This window comes from Rhodopirellula sp. MGV, from assembly GCF_002251265.1.
GTDB classification, from domain to species: domain Bacteria; phylum Planctomycetota; class Planctomycetia; order Pirellulales; family Pirellulaceae; genus Stieleria; species Stieleria baltica_A.
The window spans coordinates 48,117-68,356 of the sequence record NZ_NPDI01000052.1 but is presented as its reverse complement, the minus strand read 5'-3'; the positions used below and the strand labels follow the sequence as shown (position 1 = coordinate 68,356).

The 20,240-nt window shown below is 54.9% G+C and carries 14 protein-coding genes; 9 read left to right on the top strand and 5 right to left on the bottom strand.

The window, feature by feature from the left end:
- Positions 1–63: 63 nt before the first annotated feature.
- From CGZ80_RS18810 to CGZ80_RS18785, 6 genes are all read left to right on the top strand, one after another.
- Positions 64–3,006 (top strand): VWA domain-containing protein, encoded by a 2,943-nt coding sequence (locus CGZ80_RS18810; protein WP_143544029.1) that lies wholly within the window; start codon positions 64–66, stop codon positions 3,004–3,006.
- A 268-nt stretch (positions 3,007–3,274) separates the two neighbouring features.
- Positions 3,275–3,886 (top strand): superoxide dismutase family protein, encoded by a 612-nt coding sequence (locus CGZ80_RS18805; protein WP_094417226.1) that lies wholly within the window; start codon positions 3,275–3,277, stop codon positions 3,884–3,886.
- On the top strand, positions 3,883–4,482 hold the full coding sequence (locus CGZ80_RS18800; protein WP_094417225.1) for an exopolysaccharide biosynthesis protein: 600 nt from the start codon (positions 3,883–3,885) through the stop codon (positions 4,480–4,482). Before CGZ80_RS18805 ends, CGZ80_RS18800 begins: the two co-directional genes overlap by 4 nt.
- 108 nt (positions 4,483–4,590) lie before the next feature.
- Positions 4,591–5,646, top strand: coding sequence for an NAD-dependent epimerase/dehydratase family protein (locus CGZ80_RS18795; protein ID WP_094417224.1), 1,056 nt, complete (start codon positions 4,591–4,593; stop codon positions 5,644–5,646).
- Positions 5,646–6,299, top strand: coding sequence for a vitamin K epoxide reductase family protein (locus CGZ80_RS18790; protein WP_409994556.1), 654 nt, complete (start codon positions 5,646–5,648; stop codon positions 6,297–6,299). Before CGZ80_RS18795 ends, CGZ80_RS18790 begins: the two co-directional genes overlap by 1 nt.
- Entirely contained in the window at positions 6,299–6,655 is a 357-nt protein-coding gene (locus CGZ80_RS18785; protein ID WP_094417223.1) for a hypothetical protein, read from the top strand. The genes CGZ80_RS18790 and CGZ80_RS18785 overlap by 1 nt, the downstream gene beginning before the upstream one ends.
- Positions 6,656–6,805: 150 nt before the next feature.
- Here the strand turns inward: CGZ80_RS18785 and CGZ80_RS18780 are convergent, their stop codons facing one another.
- Positions 6,806–8,275, bottom strand: a complete 1,470-nt coding sequence (locus CGZ80_RS18780) for a MerR family transcriptional regulator (protein ID WP_233148518.1) — start codon at positions 8,273–8,275, stop codon at positions 6,806–6,808.
- Between the two features lie 386 nt (positions 8,276–8,661).
- On the opposite strand from CGZ80_RS18780, the gene CGZ80_RS18770 reads away from it, so the two are divergent.
- The 3 genes from CGZ80_RS18770 to CGZ80_RS18760 all read left to right on the top strand — a co-directional run bounded on the left by CGZ80_RS18770 (position 8,662) and on the right by CGZ80_RS18760 (position 12,607).
- Complete coding sequence (locus tag CGZ80_RS18770; RefSeq protein ID WP_094417221.1) at positions 8,662–9,390, top strand: ATP-binding cassette domain-containing protein; 729 nt, start codon at positions 8,662–8,664, stop codon at positions 9,388–9,390.
- A gap of 7 nt (positions 9,391–9,397) precedes the next feature.
- Positions 9,398–11,575, top strand: coding sequence for an ABC transporter permease subunit/CPBP intramembrane protease (locus CGZ80_RS18765; RefSeq protein ID WP_233148517.1), 2,178 nt, complete (start codon positions 9,398–9,400; stop codon positions 11,573–11,575).
- 102 nt (positions 11,576–11,677) lie between these two features.
- The gene (locus CGZ80_RS18760) at positions 11,678–12,607 is read left to right on the top strand and encodes a ThuA domain-containing protein (protein ID WP_233148516.1); all 930 of its coding nucleotides are present in this window, start codon (positions 11,678–11,680) and stop codon (positions 12,605–12,607) included.
- An 11-nt stretch (positions 12,608–12,618) separates the two neighbouring features.
- On the opposite strand, the gene CGZ80_RS18755 is transcribed toward CGZ80_RS18760, so the two are convergent.
- From CGZ80_RS18755 to CGZ80_RS18735, 4 genes are all read right to left on the bottom strand, one after another.
- On the bottom strand, positions 12,619–13,884 hold the full coding sequence (locus CGZ80_RS18755) for a sialate O-acetylesterase (protein ID WP_094417219.1): 1,266 nt from the start codon (positions 13,882–13,884) through the stop codon (positions 12,619–12,621).
- 121 nt (positions 13,885–14,005) lie between these two features.
- Positions 14,006–14,965: an HDOD domain-containing protein gene (locus tag CGZ80_RS18750; RefSeq protein ID WP_094417218.1), complete on the bottom strand. Its 960-nt coding sequence runs from the start codon at positions 14,963–14,965 to the stop codon at positions 14,006–14,008.
- Positions 14,966–15,434: 469 nt separating this feature from the next.
- The gene (locus tag CGZ80_RS18740) at positions 15,435–18,572 is read right to left on the bottom strand and encodes a protein kinase domain-containing protein (RefSeq protein WP_094417216.1); all 3,138 of its coding nucleotides are present in this window, start codon (positions 18,570–18,572) and stop codon (positions 15,435–15,437) included.
- A 4-nt stretch (positions 18,573–18,576) separates the two neighbouring features.
- Positions 18,577–19,902 carry an AAA family ATPase gene (locus CGZ80_RS18735; RefSeq protein ID WP_094417215.1) on the bottom strand — a complete coding sequence of 442 codons (1,326 nt, stop codon included), beginning with the start codon at positions 19,900–19,902 and terminating at the stop codon, positions 18,577–18,579.
- Positions 19,903–20,240: the final 338 nt, after the last annotated feature.

The window sequence follows — 20,240 nt, the reverse complement described above, 5'->3', positions numbered from 1 at the left end:
ATCGGGGCCCTACGGTGGAAGCGTCACACGGTGCGTGATGACGCGGCAACACACGGAGTGAAGATGGCTTTTGAAATCGGAACGTTGGCTTACTTGCCTCTCTTGCTGTTGATTCCGCTGTTTTGGTTTACCGGACAAAAGCTCGCACAAGTTGTCGGACGCAAACGGGCCTTCATCGCGATCACTTTGCGTTCCTTGGTCATCGCTTGTGTCGTCTTGGCATTGTCAGAGCTGCAATTCGGATGGCTCGCTGATCGACTTGCAGTCGTCTACGTCTTGGATCAATCGGACAGTATCTCCGCCGAATCACGTCGAGCGATGCTTGAATATGCAAAGACCAGTGCTACTCGTGATCGGAACGAACAGCGCCAAGACATGGTTGGCATGGTTGCATTCGCCGGTGACGCGAGGATCGAGACGCCGCCTTATGAAGCGGCATTGCCGAGTCGACCGACGATCTCCGGCGATCAATTAAATGCAGACGCGACAAATCTAGAAAAGGCGCTCGACCTTGCGGTCGCTGCAATGCCACCGGAGAGTCGTCAGCGTGTCGTCGTGCTTACAGACGGCCACGCCACAGCAGGCGATGCGCAAAACGCGGCCTCGCGTGCCGCAAAACATGGGATCGGTATCGACATCGTTCCTGTCGCTCGAGATAACGCCGGCGACGTCGCGATCACTCGATTGGATGTGCCACAACATCTCGATGCTGGGCAATCATTTTCGGGCCGATTGATTGTCGAGTACCAAAACGTCGACCGTTCCGCGAAAGCGGCAGGCAATATCACGGTCACCCAGACCACGATCGAAGGACGACGGTTGGTCTTGAGCGAAGCTGTCGAACTTTCGACGGGCAAAACGGTCTTGCCATTCAATCATGTCATTCAAGATCCATCGATGGTGACGTTTCATGCCGAATTTGTGCCCAAGAATCGCAGTGACGATCGCCATCACAAAAACAACCAAGTCAGCTCTTACGTTTGGGTGGGCGGACCGTCGCGGACGCTCTTGATTAAAAAGGCAAGCCAGCCCGGCGAATTCGATTTCTTGGTCGAGACGTTACGTCAACAAGAGATCGAAGTGGAAGTGCGTCAGAGTGATGCCGCGTTCGATTCGCTTGCGGATCTGATGTCCTTCGATTCAGTGATTCTGGCGAATCTTCCCAAAGCCGGCGGCGATTCGGCGGAGACGATCGGTGGACTGAGCGATCGCCAAGTCGACATGCTGGTTCGAAACACACAACGGTTCGGCGCAGGCCTATTGATGATTGGCGGCCCCGATTCATTTGGCGCAGGCGGGTGGCGTGGTTCAGCACTGGAAGCAGCGATGCCAGTCGACTTCGAGATTAAGAACACTCGGATTCGCGCTGTCGGCGCGCTGATGCTGGTGCTCGACACATCGGGCTCGATGGACGGCCAAAAGATTCAACTTTGCCGGGCCGCGGCTCGCTCGGCAATCGAATCACTCGGTTCGACCGATTTCGTCGGCGTGGTTACCTTCGATAGTGAAACGAAAGAAACGATCCCGTTGCAACAAGTCAATGACCCGCGGCGCATGAAACCGGCTTTGTCTCGAATCGCGGCGAGCGGTGGGACAGATATGTTTCCGGCGATGTCGCTTGGATACGCAAAACTGTCTCGGGTCGATGCAATGGTCAAACACATGATCATCGTGACCGACGGACAAACCAATCCAGGGCAGTTTGACCAATTGACGCGACAAATGCGTCAAGATTCGATCACGGTCAGCACCCTAGCGGTCGGTGCAGACGCCGACCAAACACTGTTAAACCGGATCGCTTCTCAAGGCGGCGGAAAGTACTACGCCGTTAAGTCACCTCTCGCAATTCCACAGATCGTCCTGCGTGAATCAAGGCGTGTTGCCAAGCCGCTGATCTATGAAGTCCCCGAAGGAATGGTTCCGCTAAAGTCATCGGTACACCCAATCATCGACGGAATCGAGTCGCTGCCTCCGGTCACCGGCATGGTGTTGACGACACCGAAAACCAGCCCGCTCGTTCAAAACCTTCTCATGGCTCCACAACCGGTCGACGGCGATTACCCTTTGCTTTCGGTCTGGACCTATGGACTTGGACATACCGCAGCGGTGACAACCGACAGTGCGCCGCGTTGGTCTTCGACATGGATGGACTCACCGTCGGCAAAACAGCTTCTCGGCCAATTGGTTCGTTGGCTGAAACGCCCCACCGATGGTTCCGATCAATACGACGTTGTGAGTCACTGGAAAAACGGTGAAGCCAAAGTGATTGTCGACAACCTGCGCCCGGACGAGTCGACGAACGATTTGATTGAATTCGAGGCCGCGATGATTGGGAGCGATGGCGAACCGATTCCGCTTTCGCTTCGCCAAGTCGCACCGGGACGATTTATCGCAACGGCGGCAGTGACCGATCCCGGCAGCTACTTTGTGCAAGTCGTCCCCAGCGACACCCGCGCTCCGATTGTCAGGGGCTTCAACGTCCCGTTTGGGATCGAATACGCGACCAATGCGCATGATACGACCGTTCTCCATTCCATCGCCGATGCGAAACCGGTTGGTGGACAACCGGGGGAAGTCTCGCAGCCGATTGGGTCGAAACAAACTGCACCATCCCTCGTCAATCACTTTCGCGATGGACTACAACGTCACGCGACAATGCAAGACGTGTGGCCATGGCTGGTCTTTGTATCCTGCCTGATCTTCCTGGGTGACATCGGCAATCGGCGGCTGACGATTGCCTGGCCATGGAAGCGAAAAAACTTGGCCGAAGAATTGTTGGCTGGAGATCGAGCGCCACGTCCCGTCGACAGACTGTCGCGTCCAACAGATGCTGGCCAACCAAACCCAGCAACGAAATCAAACGCCGGTGTCACCAATCGATTCGAATCGGACGCTGCTGCGGAGACAACACAGCCAGAAATCGATCCCCGCCCGTACACTCAACGACTGCTTGAAGCAAAACGTCGGGCGCGTGCGAATGAGTCATCGGATAAGTACGAGAGCTGACGGAACGATCGGGTGGCGAACAGCCAAACTGTTCGATCATTGACCAAGCTGGAATCAATCTTTGTTTCGATTGACCGTGCGAGGCGTCTCTTGTCCAGAGTGAAAATGGTTCGGCGCGAAGTTTGCAAAGGGTGATTGACCCTCAAATTGACCTCAAGCTTTGTCGTCAGTGCCGTGAATCGCGAACGATTCTCCCGCGGTCGCGGCCACTGGCGGCAATCAGTTGACAGGCTCTCTACCATCACCTCCCCGAGACAAGGATTCTTCGATGAAGATGCGATTCGTTCAGCGTAGCTTCGTGGCATTGGCGTTGGCTTGCTGCGTTGCGGTTCCTGCATTTGCAGTCCAACAAACAACCGCCACGCCACGCCCTGCGGCACCTCCAACCACTGGTGCGGCGCACTCCGAGATTGACCATGCCCATGTACCACAACACGCGGTCGCAGTCGTGTTCCCGACCCAAGGGAATGACGTCCGCGGTGTCGTCGTTCTCCAACAGGACGGAGACGACATTACCGTTCGCGGTCGAATGATCAACCTGACACCGGGTAAACACGGATTCCATATTCACCAGTACGGCGATCTTCGATCGGTCGATGGCAAATCGGCTGGCGGACACTACGATCCCGAAGGCCACGACCACGGCGGTCCCGATGCGAGCAGCCACCATGTCGGAGACCTCGGCAATATCGAAGCGAACGAAGAGGGTACTGCCGAATTCAAGATGACAATCAAAGGGCACAAAGTCCATCTATTGGTGGGCCGAGCGATTGTCGTCCATGAAGGTGAAGACGATTTGAAGAGTCAACCGTCAGGTGCGGCCGGTCCTCGTGCTGGCGTTGGCGTGGTCGGTATTGCGAACCCCGAAGACAACTCATGAGTTCAAGCGGAACGCGGCAACACCCCGTTCGCGAACTGTTGGACAAGCTCAGAGAGTCTGCCGACCAGCACGATTCTTTGACTTTTGGCACCGTCATGGATGCCGTGGGGCGAAACTCCTTCGCCTCACTGCTCCTGGCGATTGGCTTGATCATGATGGTCCCTGGACCGGCCGATATTCCTGGCGTCCCCAGTCTGCTTGGGATCGTCGTGATCTTGCTTGCGATCCAGCGGCTATTCAATCGAGATCATGTATGGATCCCCGATTGGATGGAACGCCGCGAAGTAAAAAGCGACACCGTCAAAAAAATGATCCGCTGGCTCCGACGCCCGGCTGGTTGGATCGATGCGATTACGAAGTCACGAATGACCTGGCTGATCAACCGAGGCAGCCTTGGTCTTCTCGATGTCGCGGCGATTTTGATCGCACTGTCGACGCCATTTCTTGAGCTTATCCCCTTTAGCGCCAACCTCGCGGGTGTCGCACTAGCCGCGATCGGTTTGGCCATTCTTGCTCACGACGGTTTGATTGCGATGGTCGCCGTCATCGTCACGTTTGGGCTTTTCGCGTTGCTGATCTATCAAGCAGTGCTTTGATGCATTGAAACACGTCGGCTGGGTCGCTCTAGACCCGACGTGGCATGGCAATTGCTTGTCGTGAGTGTAGCAGCATACCGACTTCGACACTCCCATCCCTCAATCGCTATGACAGATCAACGCCCATCCGTGATCGTGACCGGCAGTTCCGGATTGCTCGGTCGCCCCGTCTGCCGACGCCTCGCAGAAGCTGGCTACTCCGTATTCGGATTTGACCGAGTCGGTCTACCTGAACCGCCCAAAGAACTTGAGCATGTTTGTGATGTCGAATGTGATTTGTCGGACTCGACTTCCGTTCGAGTCGCCCTGCAACAAGTCCATCAGAAAACAGGTGGCAAGTTGGCGAGCGTTGTTCATATGGCTGCCTACTACGACTTCTCCGGAGAGGACAGCCCACTCTATGAAGACGTTACTGTTCACGGAACGGATCGCCTACTTAACGGACTGGAAGCATTTCAGCTGGAGCAGTTCTTATTCACCAGCACGATGCTGATCCACGCCCCTTGCCCGGTTGGCGAACATATTCGTGAAGACGACCCGCTACAAGCCAAATGGCCGTACCCCCAAAGTAAGATCGACACTGAGAAATTGATCCGCGTTGGCCATCCCAATGTACGGTCGGTGTTCTTGCGAATCGGAGGTGTCTACACGGACTTTGGGCGACAGCCGACTTTGGTTCAACAGATCAAACGCATTTATGAAAAAGACCTGCAAGGCCATTTCTATCCGGGTGACATGGACGCCGGTCAGTCGCCGGTTCATGTTTCGGATGTCGTCGACGCGATCATCAAGACCGTCGATCGTAGAAATCAACTCGCCCCGCAAACGGCAATCCTGATCGGCGAACCAGACCCTCCTTCCTATGGGCAGTTGCAGGAATTGATCGCCGCGAAGCTGCATGGTCGCGACTGGGCGACACTGCATGTTCCCAAAGCGATTGCCAAAGTTGGGGCGGCTGTGACCGACGCCTGTCAAGGCGGAGACGCTTTTATCAAACCGTTCATGGTCGATATGGCAGACGACAACTACGCGCTCGACATTTCACAGGCCAAACGACTGCTTGACTGGCAACCACAGTATCGGCTGATCGATGTACTGCCAACGATCTTGCAATCTCTGAAGAACGCCCCTGACGTTTGGTACCAGAAAAACGGCCTGTCCTGATGTCAAACGCTCTTGAAACCTCACGCCCAATCGCCGGCCACACGTCGCCTCTGGATCGGACGGTACCGCCCTATCGACACAACCCGTCCGCTTGGTCGCAGCGTATTCCGATCTGCATGTTGGCGTTCGTCGCCGCAATCATTTCGAGCCACTTGGCATTGTTCCAGTGGGGCTTAACGGACAGCGTATGGGACCCTGTCTTTGGTGACAGCAGCAGCAAAGTAATCAAGTCTGACACCGCCGAGAAGATGTATCGGCTGCTGGGTGTTCACGACGCCGCATTGGGAGTCCTTGCCTATTTGGGCGATGCGATACTAGGACTTGCCGGATCAACAAGACGCTGGCAGTACCGGCCTTGGCTAGTGATCCTCTTCGGTATCGATGTGATACCACTCGGTATCGTCAGTGTGTTCCTGGTGCTTTGCCAAGCCTTCGTGATTGGCCAATGGTGTTTCCTGTGTTTGGTCACGGCAACGATTTCTCTGACGCTCGTGTACTGGGCATGGGACGAAGTCCGCGCGTCGCTTAGCTATTTAAAAATTGTTTGGAATGACCACCACGATCGCCGACTTTTATGGAATGCGTTTTGGGGTTACCGATGTGACCAACTGGACGCCGCTGCTGACAAACTGCTTTCTCGTGAGGTGCCGTGATGTGGGGACGAGTCGTCGAAATCATGACTGCGGTTTGGCTCGCCGCTAGCCCATTCGTCTTCCGGGTGCATGATGACTCTGTCGTGCTGTGGACCGACCTTGGCTTGGCGTTCCTGATATGCCTGTTTTCCGGCCTGTCTTATTGGCGACCGACACAACATGCACACCTGCTGACTCTCGTGGTCGCTAGCGGTCTGGCGATCTGGGGCCGATTCGCTTCGGAAGCACCGACGGCGATTGGTCAAAACCATATCGTCGTGGGACTGTTTTTGATGATGATCGCTTTGGTTCCCAATGACGCTTCGTTGCCACCAGTCAAATGGCGACAGACCGGACGAACACGCAATTCAATGTAGCGTCATCCATCACTCGATCGCACGTCGGTTGCTGGATGAAGATTCGATGACCAAGACCAATCGAATCAAGGTGAGTTCAGGTTCCCCGAATTGGCCCCCATTCTTGGCCATCAACAGGCGACCAGAAAACGACTGCAGAGTTGGCCGTTGCTAGTCGTCAAGTCCAAGTCGAATCCGAGCTTCTTCTGCCCACGGTCCGTCAGGTGCAAGTTCGACGAGACGTTGCCAATGCACCAACGCTTCGACTTCTCGGTCACAGCGATCGAGTGTTTTGGCAAGGGTGTAGTGAACGTCGGCGTAGTCGTTGTAAAACGTCAGTGCGCCGCGCAAAGCTGCAACCGCTAAATCGAATTGTCCCAATTCGGCCAGCACCGCGCCCAAGCTGGCACGTGCTTCGACAAAATCTGTTTCTAGCTCGATCGCTGCGTAATACCGTTCTCTGGCGGCAACCAAATGATTCATGCGGTAGAGCAGTTCACCGATTTGAAAACTGATTTCTGCTCGAGCCCCATCACGCGCGAGGATCGCGTGATAAATATCGATGGCGGTTTCCAAATCGTCTTCGTCTTCCGCAGCGTAAGCCTCCCGCAGCAATGGGTCTGCAACGGATTCGCTGTGTTCGCGGAGCATCGGCGGACGATCGGCATCGGCAAACGCTAACAGCAACGGGGAATCTTCTTCGTCTTGTTGATAGACGTGCGACGTTGCCGGCGATTCAGCTTCGCCTCCTCCGTCGAAATCAAAACGCATCTGCCCGCCCGGTTCGATCAGCCCGTCGCCCTGACGCAGCAACACGTCTTTGCCTTGAACCAGAACGGTCAACTGGTCGAGTGGACGTGTCGAATGGGGAAAGACTCGGATCAGTTCGGCCAATCGCTTTTCAATCGCTTTCCAATCCGCGCCGGCCGCAACCCAACCGGCCAAACGCTTTGCAGTGGCCACCTCGGCAAAGTCGAAATACGGCAACTTGTGAAGTGTCACCACCGGACGAATCAGTCCGCATCGGTGCCAGCGGCGGATGACGCGGACGGAGATCCCCAGCAAATCGGCAAGCATCGCCGGCGTCCAATACCTCCGCACTGGCTGCTCAAGTTCAACCAATCCCAGCCTTTCCCATAACTCCGTTTCGTGAATGATCTCGACTTCGCCCCGGCCTGCGGAGTCGATCAATGCTGTTGGAAGTAGCTCCGATTCGCTTAGCGGTGGCTGATCTGCGCCGATTACGACCCAATCGACCAAAGCCTCATACTGGGGTGTCTTTCCACGAGGCAATTCGATCACCTTCGCGCCGAACGATTCGATCACATTGCGGGCTTGGCCATGATTCATGCTCCCAAACCGACCGACGAGAGCCACTTTTTTACCACCGACTTGCCCATCCCCCTTGGCCGATGGGGCCGGGGCGTCAAGCATCGGGTCGTCAGGGTCGGCAAAGTCGACTTCGTCTTCATCGAGCAACCTGTCCGCCGAAGAGTCCAGTAAGTTGGACTCACCGCGATCGCGACGTTGGTCTTCGCCCCAGTCATCGGCTTGTTGAACCGACTCATAATGACGGCGTGCGTCTTCGAATGACAACACCTCGGATCGATCGTTGGCGTCAGGATCGGTGGGTGCAGTCAACGTAGATCAGCAGGTTTAACGGCGTACGAACAAGTTGGACAGTTTGGAAGCGACGATTATCCAGGAATCCCGTCGCGTGAGTAGCCATCGCAGTGCATCTACCGAGCCAAAAAAATACAGTCCTTTCGCGACAATCGGTGGTGTCAGGTTCCGAAGTCTGCCGTCTCGCGATCATTTTTTTCCTAACGGCTGGAACAATCCCACCCACAATTGCGTAAGATGCCGTGCTTGCACGGTGATTGGATTCCGGTTCTGATCATGCCCTACAATCGATTCAATTCGGGGGGGACCAAGCAGCCAGGCGTTGCCAGGTTTCTCTCCACCCACGATTTCACCGCCTGTTTGAAATGACGGACAGTCGGTCTCGGTCTCCAATCTAGTTCAGCATGCTGCACGTCGAGGCACTTACGAAACGATTCGATCTCGGTGACGACACGTTGACTGCGGTCGACGACGTTACGTTCACCATCCATCCCGGTGAAGTGTTTGGCTTGTTGGGACCGAACGGTGCTGGCAAGACGACCACCATGCGAATGGTTTTGGGCTTGCTCGCCCCAGACGGTGGCTGGGCAGAAGTCGACGGTTTGCGAACATCCGAAAACCCGATGGCTGTCAAAAGTCGCCTGGGTTTCGTTTCGGCCAGTGATGGTGTTTATCCATGGTTGACCGTTCGTGAGATGTTGCACTACTTCGCGGACCTCTACGACGTTCCGCCCGATGTCGCCGATGCACGCACAGTCGAACTGTCACGTTTGTTGGATATCGAACGGTTGCTCGACCGACGTGCCGGCGAATTAAGCACCGGGCAGCGACAACGGGTAACACTGGTACGTGGGCTGATTCACGATCCGCCAGTCATGCTACTCGATGAACCGACGCGTGGCCTGGATGTCGTTGGCGTTCAGACCATCTTCGACTACATCGAGATTCTTCGAGACCGCGGCAAAGCGGTCGTCGTTTGCACCCACCGCTTGGACGAAGCCGAACGTCTCTGTGACCGATTCGGATTGCTTCACGCAGGTCGCTTGAAGTACTGCGGTTCGCTTGAGGAACTGCAACAGCAAACCGGCCACCAAACACTTGTCGATATCTTCGTTGAACTGATCAGGAATTGAACCTAGCGTGGCTTCGGATTCATCACCTTCGCCGTCGGTCTCCTCGGCGTCGCATCGATCGCACCTCGGCACCGGTCGTCGTCTCGCACGGCTCTGCCAGAAAGAACTTCGCGAAACCCTGCGTGACCGCCGCACGATCATCACCCTACTGATGATGCCGTTGCTGGTGTACCCGCTGCTCAGCATGGCGCTCAATCGATTCTTGCTGAATGCGGCGCGCGATACCGAAGAGATGCCCTACACAATCGGCGTCGGAACAGACGAGGAAGGCAACGCACTCTTGGCTTGGTTGGAGAGCCCCGCAAGCCAACCGCCAGATGTGATCGTGAAAGCCAGTCACGGACGCGTCGCGAAGTTCAAAGTTCTCAACACCACGGGTGATTCGCCTCCTGTCGAAGCACTGAAGTCCGGCAAAGTTGATATCGCGGTTGAGATCACCAACACGATGCCGCCGACCATTCGAATTAAATCACTCAAAGGCAACTCGATCAGCGAAGCGGCAGCACGGATTGTTACCGAACGGGTCCATTGGTTAAGACTTGCCTATGCCGAAAAAAGCGTTCGCCAGCTCGATAATTACATGCCACCACCCGCTGTCGAGATTCTCGATATCGGCACTGCATCGTCGCCTTCAATGCTGGGCACCATCGTCCCGCTCGTCTTGGTCTTGATGACGATCACCGGCGCTGTCTATCCCGCGATCGACTTGACCGCTGGGGAGCGAGAACGGGGCACAATGGAATCGTTGATGGCATCGCCAGTACCTCGTACTTACATCTTGTTTTCCAAATATGTCGCCGTGGTGACGGTCGCCTTATTAACAGCGATCGCGAACTTATTGGCAATGTTCACGACACTTTGGGCTGGACGCCTACTCCCCTTGCTTACCGGAGACGATGCCGGTTTCCCATGGTTTGCCGTGTTGCAAATCCTGATGCTGTTGGTCCTGTTTAGCGCATTCTTTTCGGCAGTGCTATTGTCCCTGACCAGTTTCGCCAGGTCTTTCAAGGAAGCGCAAGCGTATTTGATCCCCATCATGCTGCTATCGTTGACGCCGGGGATGCTTTCACTGCTTCCCGGAGTCACACTCTCCGGTCCCCTAGCGATTGCACCGTTGATCAACATCGTGCTGCTCGCACGCGAAGTTTTACAAGGCACCGCAGAAGCTGCCCCCGCCGTCGTGACTGTGCTCAGCACGCTTGGCTATGCCGCCGCTGCGGTTGCCGTCGCATCGATGTGTTTTGGGAAAGACGCCGTCAGTCGAACCAGCGGGCAAACGTTTGCTTCGATGCTCCGTCGCCCGAAAAAGTCATCGCCCACCCCCTCGCCACATACCGCAGCGATGACGCTCGCAGCGTTGGTCCCGGCGTACTACGTGGTCAGCAATCTATTGATGGGGATCGTCCCAGGACTAAACATCCAAATTGTGCTGCTGCTCAGCGCAGTGACACTCATCCTTGTGTTCGGATTAATCCCCTACGCTGCGGCGCGAATCACACGTTCCGAGACTGGTACGACTTACCAGTTGTCTCCGCCAAGTTGGACCAGTTTGGTCGGCGCGTTTTTGATGGGGCTTGGAGCGTGGGTCTTTGCACACGAACTGTATGTCCTCGCACAGCAGGTCGGTATTGGAATTTTGGATGAAAAGCGAATCGCGGAAACTCAAAAGACCGTCGAAAACTTTAAGCTCGCGCCAGCATGGTTGCTGCTCGGTTGCCTCGCATTGACACCGGCCCTGATCGAAGAGTTTTGCTTTCGTGGATTCCTATTCACGTCACTGCAAAAGCTGTTGTCGCCTTGGAAACTGATTCTCGCTACCGCGGTACTCTTTGGGCTCTTTCACGTGATCACGGGCAACACGCTGCTGATCGAACGTTTTTTGCCGACCACTTTGCTGGGAATTATCCTGGGCTGGCTGGCTTATCGAACCGGCAGCATCTGGCCGGGTGTGCTGATGCACTTCACACACAATGCTCTGTTGGAACTGGTCGCCAAATATCAGGACCGCCTTACCTTTCTCGGTACCGAAGCGACCGACCAGGTTCACCTCCCGCTCCTTTGGCTCGCCGGGCTAACGCTGTTGACAGTGATCGGGGCAGCGGTTGTATTCATCGGGACTCGTCAATCACGACACATCGAAGGTGTTGCCGATGGCAATGAGCCCACAGGGCAACCGGCGATCTAGATCGAAATCATTCTTGCGAGTGGTTTTGGGTCTTTCGTGCTATGATGGATGTCACTGCCTTTGTCCCACCACAATCCCCGCACCGCTTTTAGGAGCATGGCGTTGAAACGTTCCATTGCCACGCTGACCTTGATCAGCCTCACGTTGTTTTCTGGCCTGTTTGCCTCGGATGATGCATTCGCCGAAACACATAAAATCGTTCTCGTCGCCGGGAAGCCATCTCACCCGGCACGAATGCACGAATTCAATGCCGGTGTTCAGCTGATGGCCAAGTGCCTGCAGGATCAACCAGACGTCGACGTCCACTTCGTCCTCAATGGCTGGCCCAAAGACGAATCCGTCTTTGAGGACACCGACGCAGTCGTCTTTTTTATGGACGGAGGCGGCCGACATGAGATTGTCCAAGAAAACGGAAAACGTTTAAAAACCATCCAATCCTGGACCGAAAAAGGCGTCGGATTGGGGTTCATGCATTACGGCGTCGAAGTCGTTGCCGATCAAGCCGGTGAGGAAATGAAACGCTGGGTCGGCGGGCACTACGACCACATGTTTTCGTGCAATCCGATTTGGGAACCTGTGTTCAACCAGTTCCCCAAACACCCGATTACCCAAGGCGTTGAACCGTTCAAAATCAAAGACGAATGGTACTTTAACATGCGATTCCTTGCCGGAATCGAAGGTAATCAGCCCGTTGATTTGGATGGCATGAAGTTCGTGCCGATCTTGGTGGCTTCGCCATCGGACGATGTTCGCGATGGCCCCTACGTTTACCCCCAAGGCCCGTACGAACACATCGAAGCATCGAGTGGTCGCGCCGAAGCTATGATGTGGGCTGTCGAACGTGCCGATGGTGGCCGAGGATTCGGATTCACCGGTGGCCACTTCCACGACAATTGGGGCAACGAAAACTTTCGAAAGGTCGTCCTGAACGGTGTCCTTTGGATCGCCAAAGCCGAGATCCCGGCAAACGGCGTCGAACATCCGGTCAGCGAAGACGACTTGAACGCAAACCTGGATCCCAAGGGCCGCTAAGCCTTCGTCGCTTACTCACCGATCATCGCGTACATTGCCTCAGCGAATGCTTTGCCAATCGGCGCGATGATCGCGGCGGAACCCATGTAGTGGTAGTCGCCATTGGAAACACTCTCTCTGAGATAAGTCAGCTCGGTTGGATCAAACGACGACTGATAAAGCGATTCGATCTTGTCGCGACTTTCCTGTTCTGTGATTGTCCCCGCCTTCTTTTGTGCCTCAATCTCTTCCCGGGATGGCCGAATCCTTTCTTCGATTTGCCTCAAGCGGACCATCTCTCGATCCCAGTATTCTTCGGTATAGACCGGCACCACAGTCCCTGTGAATTCGGCTCGCTTTGCCGGGGAAGCCATCGCTTGCCGAAACGATTCATGCATCACTTTGTACCTTTGCTGGCTTGGCCCGTACTCCGCAGTCGGACCGCCTACGCCAAGTACCCCAATCACGACGGGTAACTTTGGTGAGTCGAGATCACGTCGAACGTCACTGATAAAGACGCTTAGCAGCTCACCGTACTGGTCGTATCCGCCCGGCTGGTCTCGATTCGGATAGGTCCCGCGATCAACCATGTCGTTCCAACCCTGGAACCACACCATTCCGGCCAACTCATACCCCAGTTTAGTTTCGTACAACGGACAATCATTTGGCAGACTGTCCAGTATCGATTTGACATGCTCTATCATCAATCGGTAATTGCGTCCTGTCGCTGCGTCTTTTTCCGATCGCATTTTGTCGAGATCGCGTTGCTGTTTGCTGAACGCGTCAAGTTGTTCTTGGTTGAATTCGTAGGGCCCCGCACTCGGTGGACGAAAATCGGTGTGTAGACTCTTTCCGCCCCATGCCGCTTTGATAATCACAAACGGCTCATCAAGCATTTGGTGCATGTAGATACCGAACGAATATTCGGGACCGATTTTTGGACGACGATCCGCAGCTCCGAAGCCGGTCGTCAGAGCACCTTGACGAATTTCTTCGGCGGAACCGATCGACGAAATCCAAACCTGCTGAAGCGTCTTGGGCTTGCCGTCACCGTCGATCAAGTCATCTAGCAAAGGCGCCACGCTGGGATTGAGACGCATCGCATCGAGAGTTTTTACCTGGGCGTGGCCTTGCATGTTCGATTGGCCAACGAGCACAAACACCTTCAGCGGCCCAGACTCCTTGGCGTCGATCTCACAACTTGCCAGCAGAAACAGCAGACTACAAACAGAGCGAACGCTGATCCGAGACAGCGAATGCCAATTGGTTTTGCAAAGCCACAGCATGATTGATCGCATCCGAGAAATGACGTGGAAGTGGACCGACCATCACAACGATCGCGTGGTCACCCTAGCCATTCATGATATCGAATTCGGTCGTGTGGGATTTTGCAACCTAGACGACGTTTTTCCCCGTCGATTAGAAGTTCTGTTCGAAGATCGATTCGAACGAGTCCATTTCAAGCGCGGACTGAAGTGATGCTTCGAGATATCGCTGCCGGGCGAGCTCCAACAAATGACTTGGATCAGGAGGAGCTTCCGATTGCACGCCATAGAGATCCATTTCCAACACAACTTCGTCACGGCACCTCAAAACCAGCTCCGTAAATTCATCGATGTCGATATCGAAATGCTCCGAAAGCACTTTGCGGCACGCCGCAACGGATGCGCCGTTTGGATCCCAGATCGCGCCCGACACCAGTGACCCTGCACGGATAATCAATGCCAACGGTTCGTCCGTTTCCTCGTCCAAATGGATGCGGACGCTGTCCGCTATGGCCGGGGGGAAGTTCCAGTTTCTCAGTAGCAAACCACCGATCTCAGCGTGGTCGACGCCATAGTAATCGCGTTCGGCAGCTGGCAGCCCCAGTCCAACGTGCTGCTGATAGAACGCAAGGTACCATTCGCCCTCTGCTTGTGCCAGCAGTAGGGTCCCGACATGGGCAAGGAGTCCCGTCGTATAGGCATCTTGAGCATTGATACTGGGAAATTTCCGGCTGAGCTGAAACGACGCGGCCGCAACCGTTAACGCTCGGCGCCAAAAGTCGTTGTACAGTTCACGAACCGATCCAGATGAAAACGTATACGTGATACTGAACGTCATCGCGATCAGCCGCATGCTGCGCTGGCCGAGTAACGCGACCGCCTGATGCAAGTTTGAAACCGGTGTGTTCAGTCCGAATCGCGGCGAGTTTACCAACCGCATCACTCGGCTTGCCATGGCTGGATCGGACTTGATGCACTCAACGATTTCGTGCGTCGAACAGTCCTCGTTCTCCGTCAGTTGCAACAACGACTGTGCAACCTCCGGCGGAGTGTGAAGCAAATCCGGGCACTGAATCAATCGCTCGATTCGACGAATCGTCTTTTCGTTTGTCATGTACGTTCCCTACGTCGAATCAATCACCACAGTGAATCGACAGCGTTACTCGATCGGCCGCATCAATCCGATAACCATGTCGTAAAAACGTACATCTTGTTGCGGCGAGAAACGCCAGAGCGAGGGATTCCCCATTCGGATTCGACCGAAAAAACGATAGGGAATTCAGGCACAAATCCCTACTGCTCGCTGGATTCGCGGCGGAACGGATCTTGCGGTGGTCGTGCCCACATCCAGTCGGTGAAGATTGTTCCGCAACGCATGCATCGCCAACGAATGCGCAACAGTGGCAAGTGAATCAGTTGTTTGAACCAACGCGACCGAAAACATTCGGATGGCCGGTTCCGACATCGCGGGCAATGCACCATTGTTTCAACCTACGGGTACCATCTAACAACCCCCAAGAATACGCCGACGACCACCTCGATGTAAGGGTCCACCTTATGGCCCGGCGAAAGTTCAACGCCTTTCACCAATCAATGTCACAACGTGTCGCTAGCCGCTGGCTGATTTTTCCGTCATCACCCGTTAGCGAATCCAACCAACCAAGAACGCATCGGAGATCGATTTGTTGTCCTTCGTGGATCAACACTGGCGCGTCGACCGCGGAAACAATTCCACAGATTGCCGAACGGATTCCATCGGGTAATTGAGCTCGATAGCGATCGAGTTCTGCTTGGCTACGACAAATCAGATAAAGACGTTGCTTGCCACCGCATTCCAATAGTGCCGGGCGAACCGCTTCGACCGCTTCTTCGATCGTCAACACCGTAGGCACCTGTCCCGCATTCCACGCCTGCGTGTCCGACAAACCGCTTAGCCGATTAGTCTCACCGACAGAACCTGAGTCAGCAACCGAATCTTCCACAGCGGACACCATCGACCGAGTCGTCTGATTTTCTCGATTCGGCGTCGCCGACAAGCGATCACCGGAAGTCTCTGCGATCGAATCGCCCAAATAAAGTCGACTTACGTCGCCAGACTCTTCTCCGAGTTCAAGCAACCAGGACTCGATCTGAACCGAATGTGGCGCATCGATCAAACGGAACAGATGCGAGGTCGCACACCGCTCATGCAATTGACTGAGCAGGCGATCTCGCTTGGCAACAACCGTCGCACTCAAGTCTTGCCAGGGGTTCCTGTCCGATCCAAGTTCATTGTCAACAAGCTTGATCGCTTGCGCGACTCTTGCCGATGCATCGGAAAACACTTCGATCAGCGTCCTCAACGCTTGCTCGATTCCGGCCATCGCTTGATCACCGATCTGCGCGACCGATTCACTGATCTCTGCTTTTTCACGATGTCTCAGTTCGTCGCGATGCTCGGATTCGCTATCGTTCCCGGCAGTTTGTGATGGCCAATCCTGACCCATCGACTCTGACAACTGATGTCGAAGATTTCCGCAATGCTTCAAGAGACCATGGATCGCCAATAATGTTGACGACAGATCCAAGCGACGGTCTTGTAGATGATTTCGTATCTCACGATGTAGTTGCTGCAGCGATTGCTCGGCAATCACATTGGAATAGTCTGACTCGGTCGGTTGCGTTTCGTGATTCGATCCAACCTGTCGAGGACCATCGGCGACCAGCCATTGTTCGGTGATGACTCGCAAGGCATCCACATCGAGATAACATCGGCGGATAATACGTTTGCAGAATTCGCTTGCCGAAGGTTGCGAAAACTTGGGGTTCCCCAACCAAGCGAGCAATAGCGACTTTGTATTGTGTCGAATCAGCTGAACCGATTGCTGATCGGCCGCCTGTCCGATACGAATCGCTCCGACCGTTCGAACCGACGTCATTTTGTCGCTCGGCGTACGGAGCTGGCGTCCTTTTTCCAACGCATCGTTTTCGAGCGTCGCATCCATCCACAAATACTCAGCTGCCATATCAACCGTTCTTGACTCAGTTGCCCGGTCTTTCGGCGCGATCAAATAGGCATCGTGAAGTGGGGTCCTGGCGGCCGGAACCATCGGCCAACCGACGCCCGCGTCTCCGGGGTACGAGTTTCCTGGTTGCAGAAAAAATCGGAGTTCGTTGAACGCGGATTTGGTCGAATGCAATGCGATCGGCTTTGCTGGGTCACCTTGGAATCGCGTCGTCGTCAGCAATGAAACAATCGCCGTGTCTTCGAGCGCGAACTCGTCAAGCGTGTGTCGAAGCAGATAGGCCACATCAAAGTACATGCCGCTCCCAGTGCCTCCCGTCAAGGACGCAGCGATGTAGACCTTGGCGGGCTCACCGCCGCCTGTTGAATCTTTCAGCTCTTTCACCGCATCAGACAGAACTCGCACAAGTTCCTGGCTATGATCCAACAACGCGAGTCGCCCCAATGGCCGCATACCGCCGGTCTGTCCATTGCGCGGCACGTTATAGATCCAACGTCGCGATAATGATGCCAGCCTTTCCGTTCCTGTCGTACGGTATTGCTGCGGCGATTTTAGGCGAGCTGCCAGCACATGTGTTCGGTGCACCTGTTCCGTCGGATCGATCATCATCACAGTTTGCGTTTTCGCGAGCTCGGTATCGATCAACACGCTATGCAGTGTGAGCGGGGAACTTGCGCCTTGGGCAAAGATGCGGCCGCGGATTTGATTCAGGACGTCGCCTCCTGTTCCTCCCAAGGCGACGACGAGCGCGTGCGTCGAGTGAACACTTTCACTTCGCTGGAGCACGTCTTCGACTTGCGGAAGGTCCTCGATTTCTCGCCGTGGTGCGGGTTCGCTTCGATCCTCACTCACAACGCCTGTCGCACTGCCGTGCGGATTGGCAAGCTTTTCGACAAACGCGACACAGGAATCGAATCGTCGTTCGGGTGTCTTTTCGAGAGCCCTCGCCACCGTCGGCCGATCCGATGCTGGAAGGGGCGCCAAATTCGGCGCGCTGTGAACGTGTTGCGTCGCAAGCTGAGCGATCGTTCGCCCGCTAAATGGTCGCGTCCCCGTCAACAGTTCCTGATACATCACCGCAAGTGAATACTGATCGCTGTGCAGACTGGGGCGTCCATCGAAGACTTCCGGGGGAGCGTAAATCGGAGTCAAACCGCCAACGATGCTGCAATCCATCTCCCCCAAGTCTTTCAACAACCCGAAGTCAGCGACCTTGACTCTGCCGCCAACCAACAGCAGGTTGCCCGGTTTGATGTCCAAATGCTGAAGCTTGTAGTGTTGATGCAGATAGTCGAGCGCATCCGCCGCGTCATGCAAGTATCCGAGCAATGCGTCGCGTGGGATACCACACGAGCCTCGCTTGCGATGCTGTAGATACAGTTCTTCCAAGGACCCTTCGGCCAGTTCGGTGACGACAACCAATTGGCCATCGATGAACTCGAATCTTTCCAGCGTCAAAATGAAAGGATGCTGGATGCCACGAATCCGTTCCAGTGATTTCAGCTCTTGGGCAGCATGCCGTTCACCATGCTTGCCATAGACAAACTTCACAGCCTTCTTGAGTCCGCCCGGTGCGATCGCACGCCAGACTTCGCCAAAGCCGCCTTGGCCAAGGCGTTCTTCCAAGACATAACCTTCGATCGGTTCAAATCCTGGTCCGATCCGCGCCGATTTGCTCGTTGAAGCCGTCTGTTTGGAAGTGATGTTCGTATGCATGAAACTACAGATTACCGAAGTAACTTAGACAGGCGCGTTCTAGATAATCAGGCCGCAAGACAAGCGGTTGCTGTCGATAGCGACAAAACGCTTCGACTTGTTTCAACAGGTCGCGAGGGTGGCAACGACGCGGATGACGTCCCGTTTTTTGGTAATACGCCAACATGAATTCCGCCGCTTCGGGAGTCTCAGAAAACCCCATCCCCCGCATCACGCTCTTCATCAAGTCGCGATACTCGTTCGCGTCCGGGTCGCCGACGAAAATCTTGTACGGTACCCGTCGTAAAAACGCTTCGTCGACCAAATCGTTGGGGTCCAGGTTGGTCGAGAAGATCAACAGTTGCTCGAAGGGAATTTGAATTTTCTTTCCCGTCGGCAGCGTTAAAAAATCACAGCGGTTTTCCAGTGGAACGATCCAGCGATTGAGCAATTCTTCGGGTGCGATCCGCTGACGGCCGAAGTCGTCGATCAGTAAACAGCCGCAGTTACTTTTCATCTGCAACGGTGCTTCGCAAATATTGCTCCGCGGGTCATGCCGGACTTCAAGGTTGTCCATAATCAACTCACCGCCGACCATCACTGTCGGACGTTGAATACGAATCCAGCGTCGGTCCCATTCCTGAGCCTTCAAAATCTTGCCGCAGTTCTCAGGCACAGGAGATGGCCGGTGAAATGCATCGTCCTGAAGTTTGATCAGGTTGCCGTCGTCTAGAATCGCCGACGGAATCCAAATCTCTTGCCCCAAGCATTCGGTCAGACAACGCGCGATCGTCGTTTTTCCGTTGCCCGGCTGTCCGAACAAAAACAACCCCGAGTTACTATTGATCGCTGGTCCCAAGCAATCGAGCAACTCGCGTTGATATGAGATCTTTGCCAATGCTTTCCCAAGTTGCTGTTCGGTCACCGGTTCCAATCCGGCCGCCTGTGCTTCGACACTCAACACATAATCGCTAAGCGGTACCGGTGCCGGACCGACATAGCTGCATTGCTTCATCTGAATCTGGGCGCGGTTCTGGCCAAGCTCGGTCAGCGAATAGTAGTAATCGTTGAACGGTGCAGGACGCACGTGCGCGATCAACTTTCGCGTCCGCATCGCATCTAAAATGGGATCGATCACCTTGAAAGGCAAACCGATCTGCTCCGACAGCGTCCGCCCACTCATTGTCCCGACGGCCAGAAAAGTCTTTAAGATCAGTCCTTCGACATACGAATCACTCAAACCGGTTTCTGCCAACGAATTGGTTTCTGCGGGCCAAAACGTATCGTCGGTCAGCAGACTTCCCAACAAACCGAGGTCAACGGCGTGGGTCTCTTGAATGGAAACGGACATGAGGATAAATCCGGTCTTTCGTCTTAGTAGGTGTGGGGCGAGCGAGTCCTACAAAACAACTCGTTAGAAGGGTAGCTCGCAGTTTGTATGTCGGTTGGCCCACGACCACTGCCATCCCAACGTATTTTGCTGCGTCATCTATTCGTGGCACTGTTTTTCACACACACCAGTTGACTGGGTTCGGACATCGATCCTCGACAGGCAACCGCCGATGTTCACGCGATTGACCAAACAGATAGGCAGCCCGCTTCAGATGCCCCTGTCGAACGCCAGTGTGGTGCTCCCCGTCTGGACTGGAAACGCCTGCGATTTTCGCGGGAAGACCGACCTTGTCGCTA

Excerpts from the sequence above, each read along its gene's own strand:
- CGZ80_RS18795 (WP_094417224.1), top strand. The coding sequence starts at position 4,591 with ATGACAGATCAACGCCCATCCGTGATCGTGACCGGCAGTTCCGGATTG.
- CGZ80_RS18750 (WP_094417218.1), bottom strand. The coding sequence starts at position 14,965 with ATGACAAACGAAAAGACGATTCGTCGAATCGAGCGATTGATTCAGTGC.
- CGZ80_RS18790 (WP_409994556.1), top strand. The coding sequence starts at position 5,646 with ATGTCAAACGCTCTTGAAACCTCACGCCCAATCGCCGGCCACACGTCG.
- CGZ80_RS18810 (WP_143544029.1), top strand. The coding sequence starts at position 64 with ATGGCTTTTGAAATCGGAACGTTGGCTTACTTGCCTCTCTTGCTGTTG.
- CGZ80_RS18740 (WP_094417216.1), bottom strand. The coding sequence starts at position 18,572 with ATGCATACGAACATCACTTCCAAACAGACGGCTTCAACGAGCAAATCG.
- CGZ80_RS18755 (WP_094417219.1), bottom strand. The coding sequence starts at position 13,884 with ATGCGATCAATCATGCTGTGGCTTTGCAAAACCAATTGGCATTCGCTG.
- CGZ80_RS18770 (WP_094417221.1), top strand. The coding sequence starts at position 8,662 with ATGCTGCACGTCGAGGCACTTACGAAACGATTCGATCTCGGTGACGAC.
- CGZ80_RS18735 (WP_094417215.1), bottom strand. The coding sequence starts at position 19,902 with ATGTCCGTTTCCATTCAAGAGACCCACGCCGTTGACCTCGGTTTGTTG.
- CGZ80_RS18785 (WP_094417223.1), top strand. The coding sequence starts at position 6,299 with ATGTGGGGACGAGTCGTCGAAATCATGACTGCGGTTTGGCTCGCCGCT.
- CGZ80_RS18805 (WP_094417226.1), top strand. The coding sequence starts at position 3,275 with ATGAAGATGCGATTCGTTCAGCGTAGCTTCGTGGCATTGGCGTTGGCT.
- CGZ80_RS18800 (WP_094417225.1), top strand. The coding sequence starts at position 3,883 with ATGAGTTCAAGCGGAACGCGGCAACACCCCGTTCGCGAACTGTTGGAC.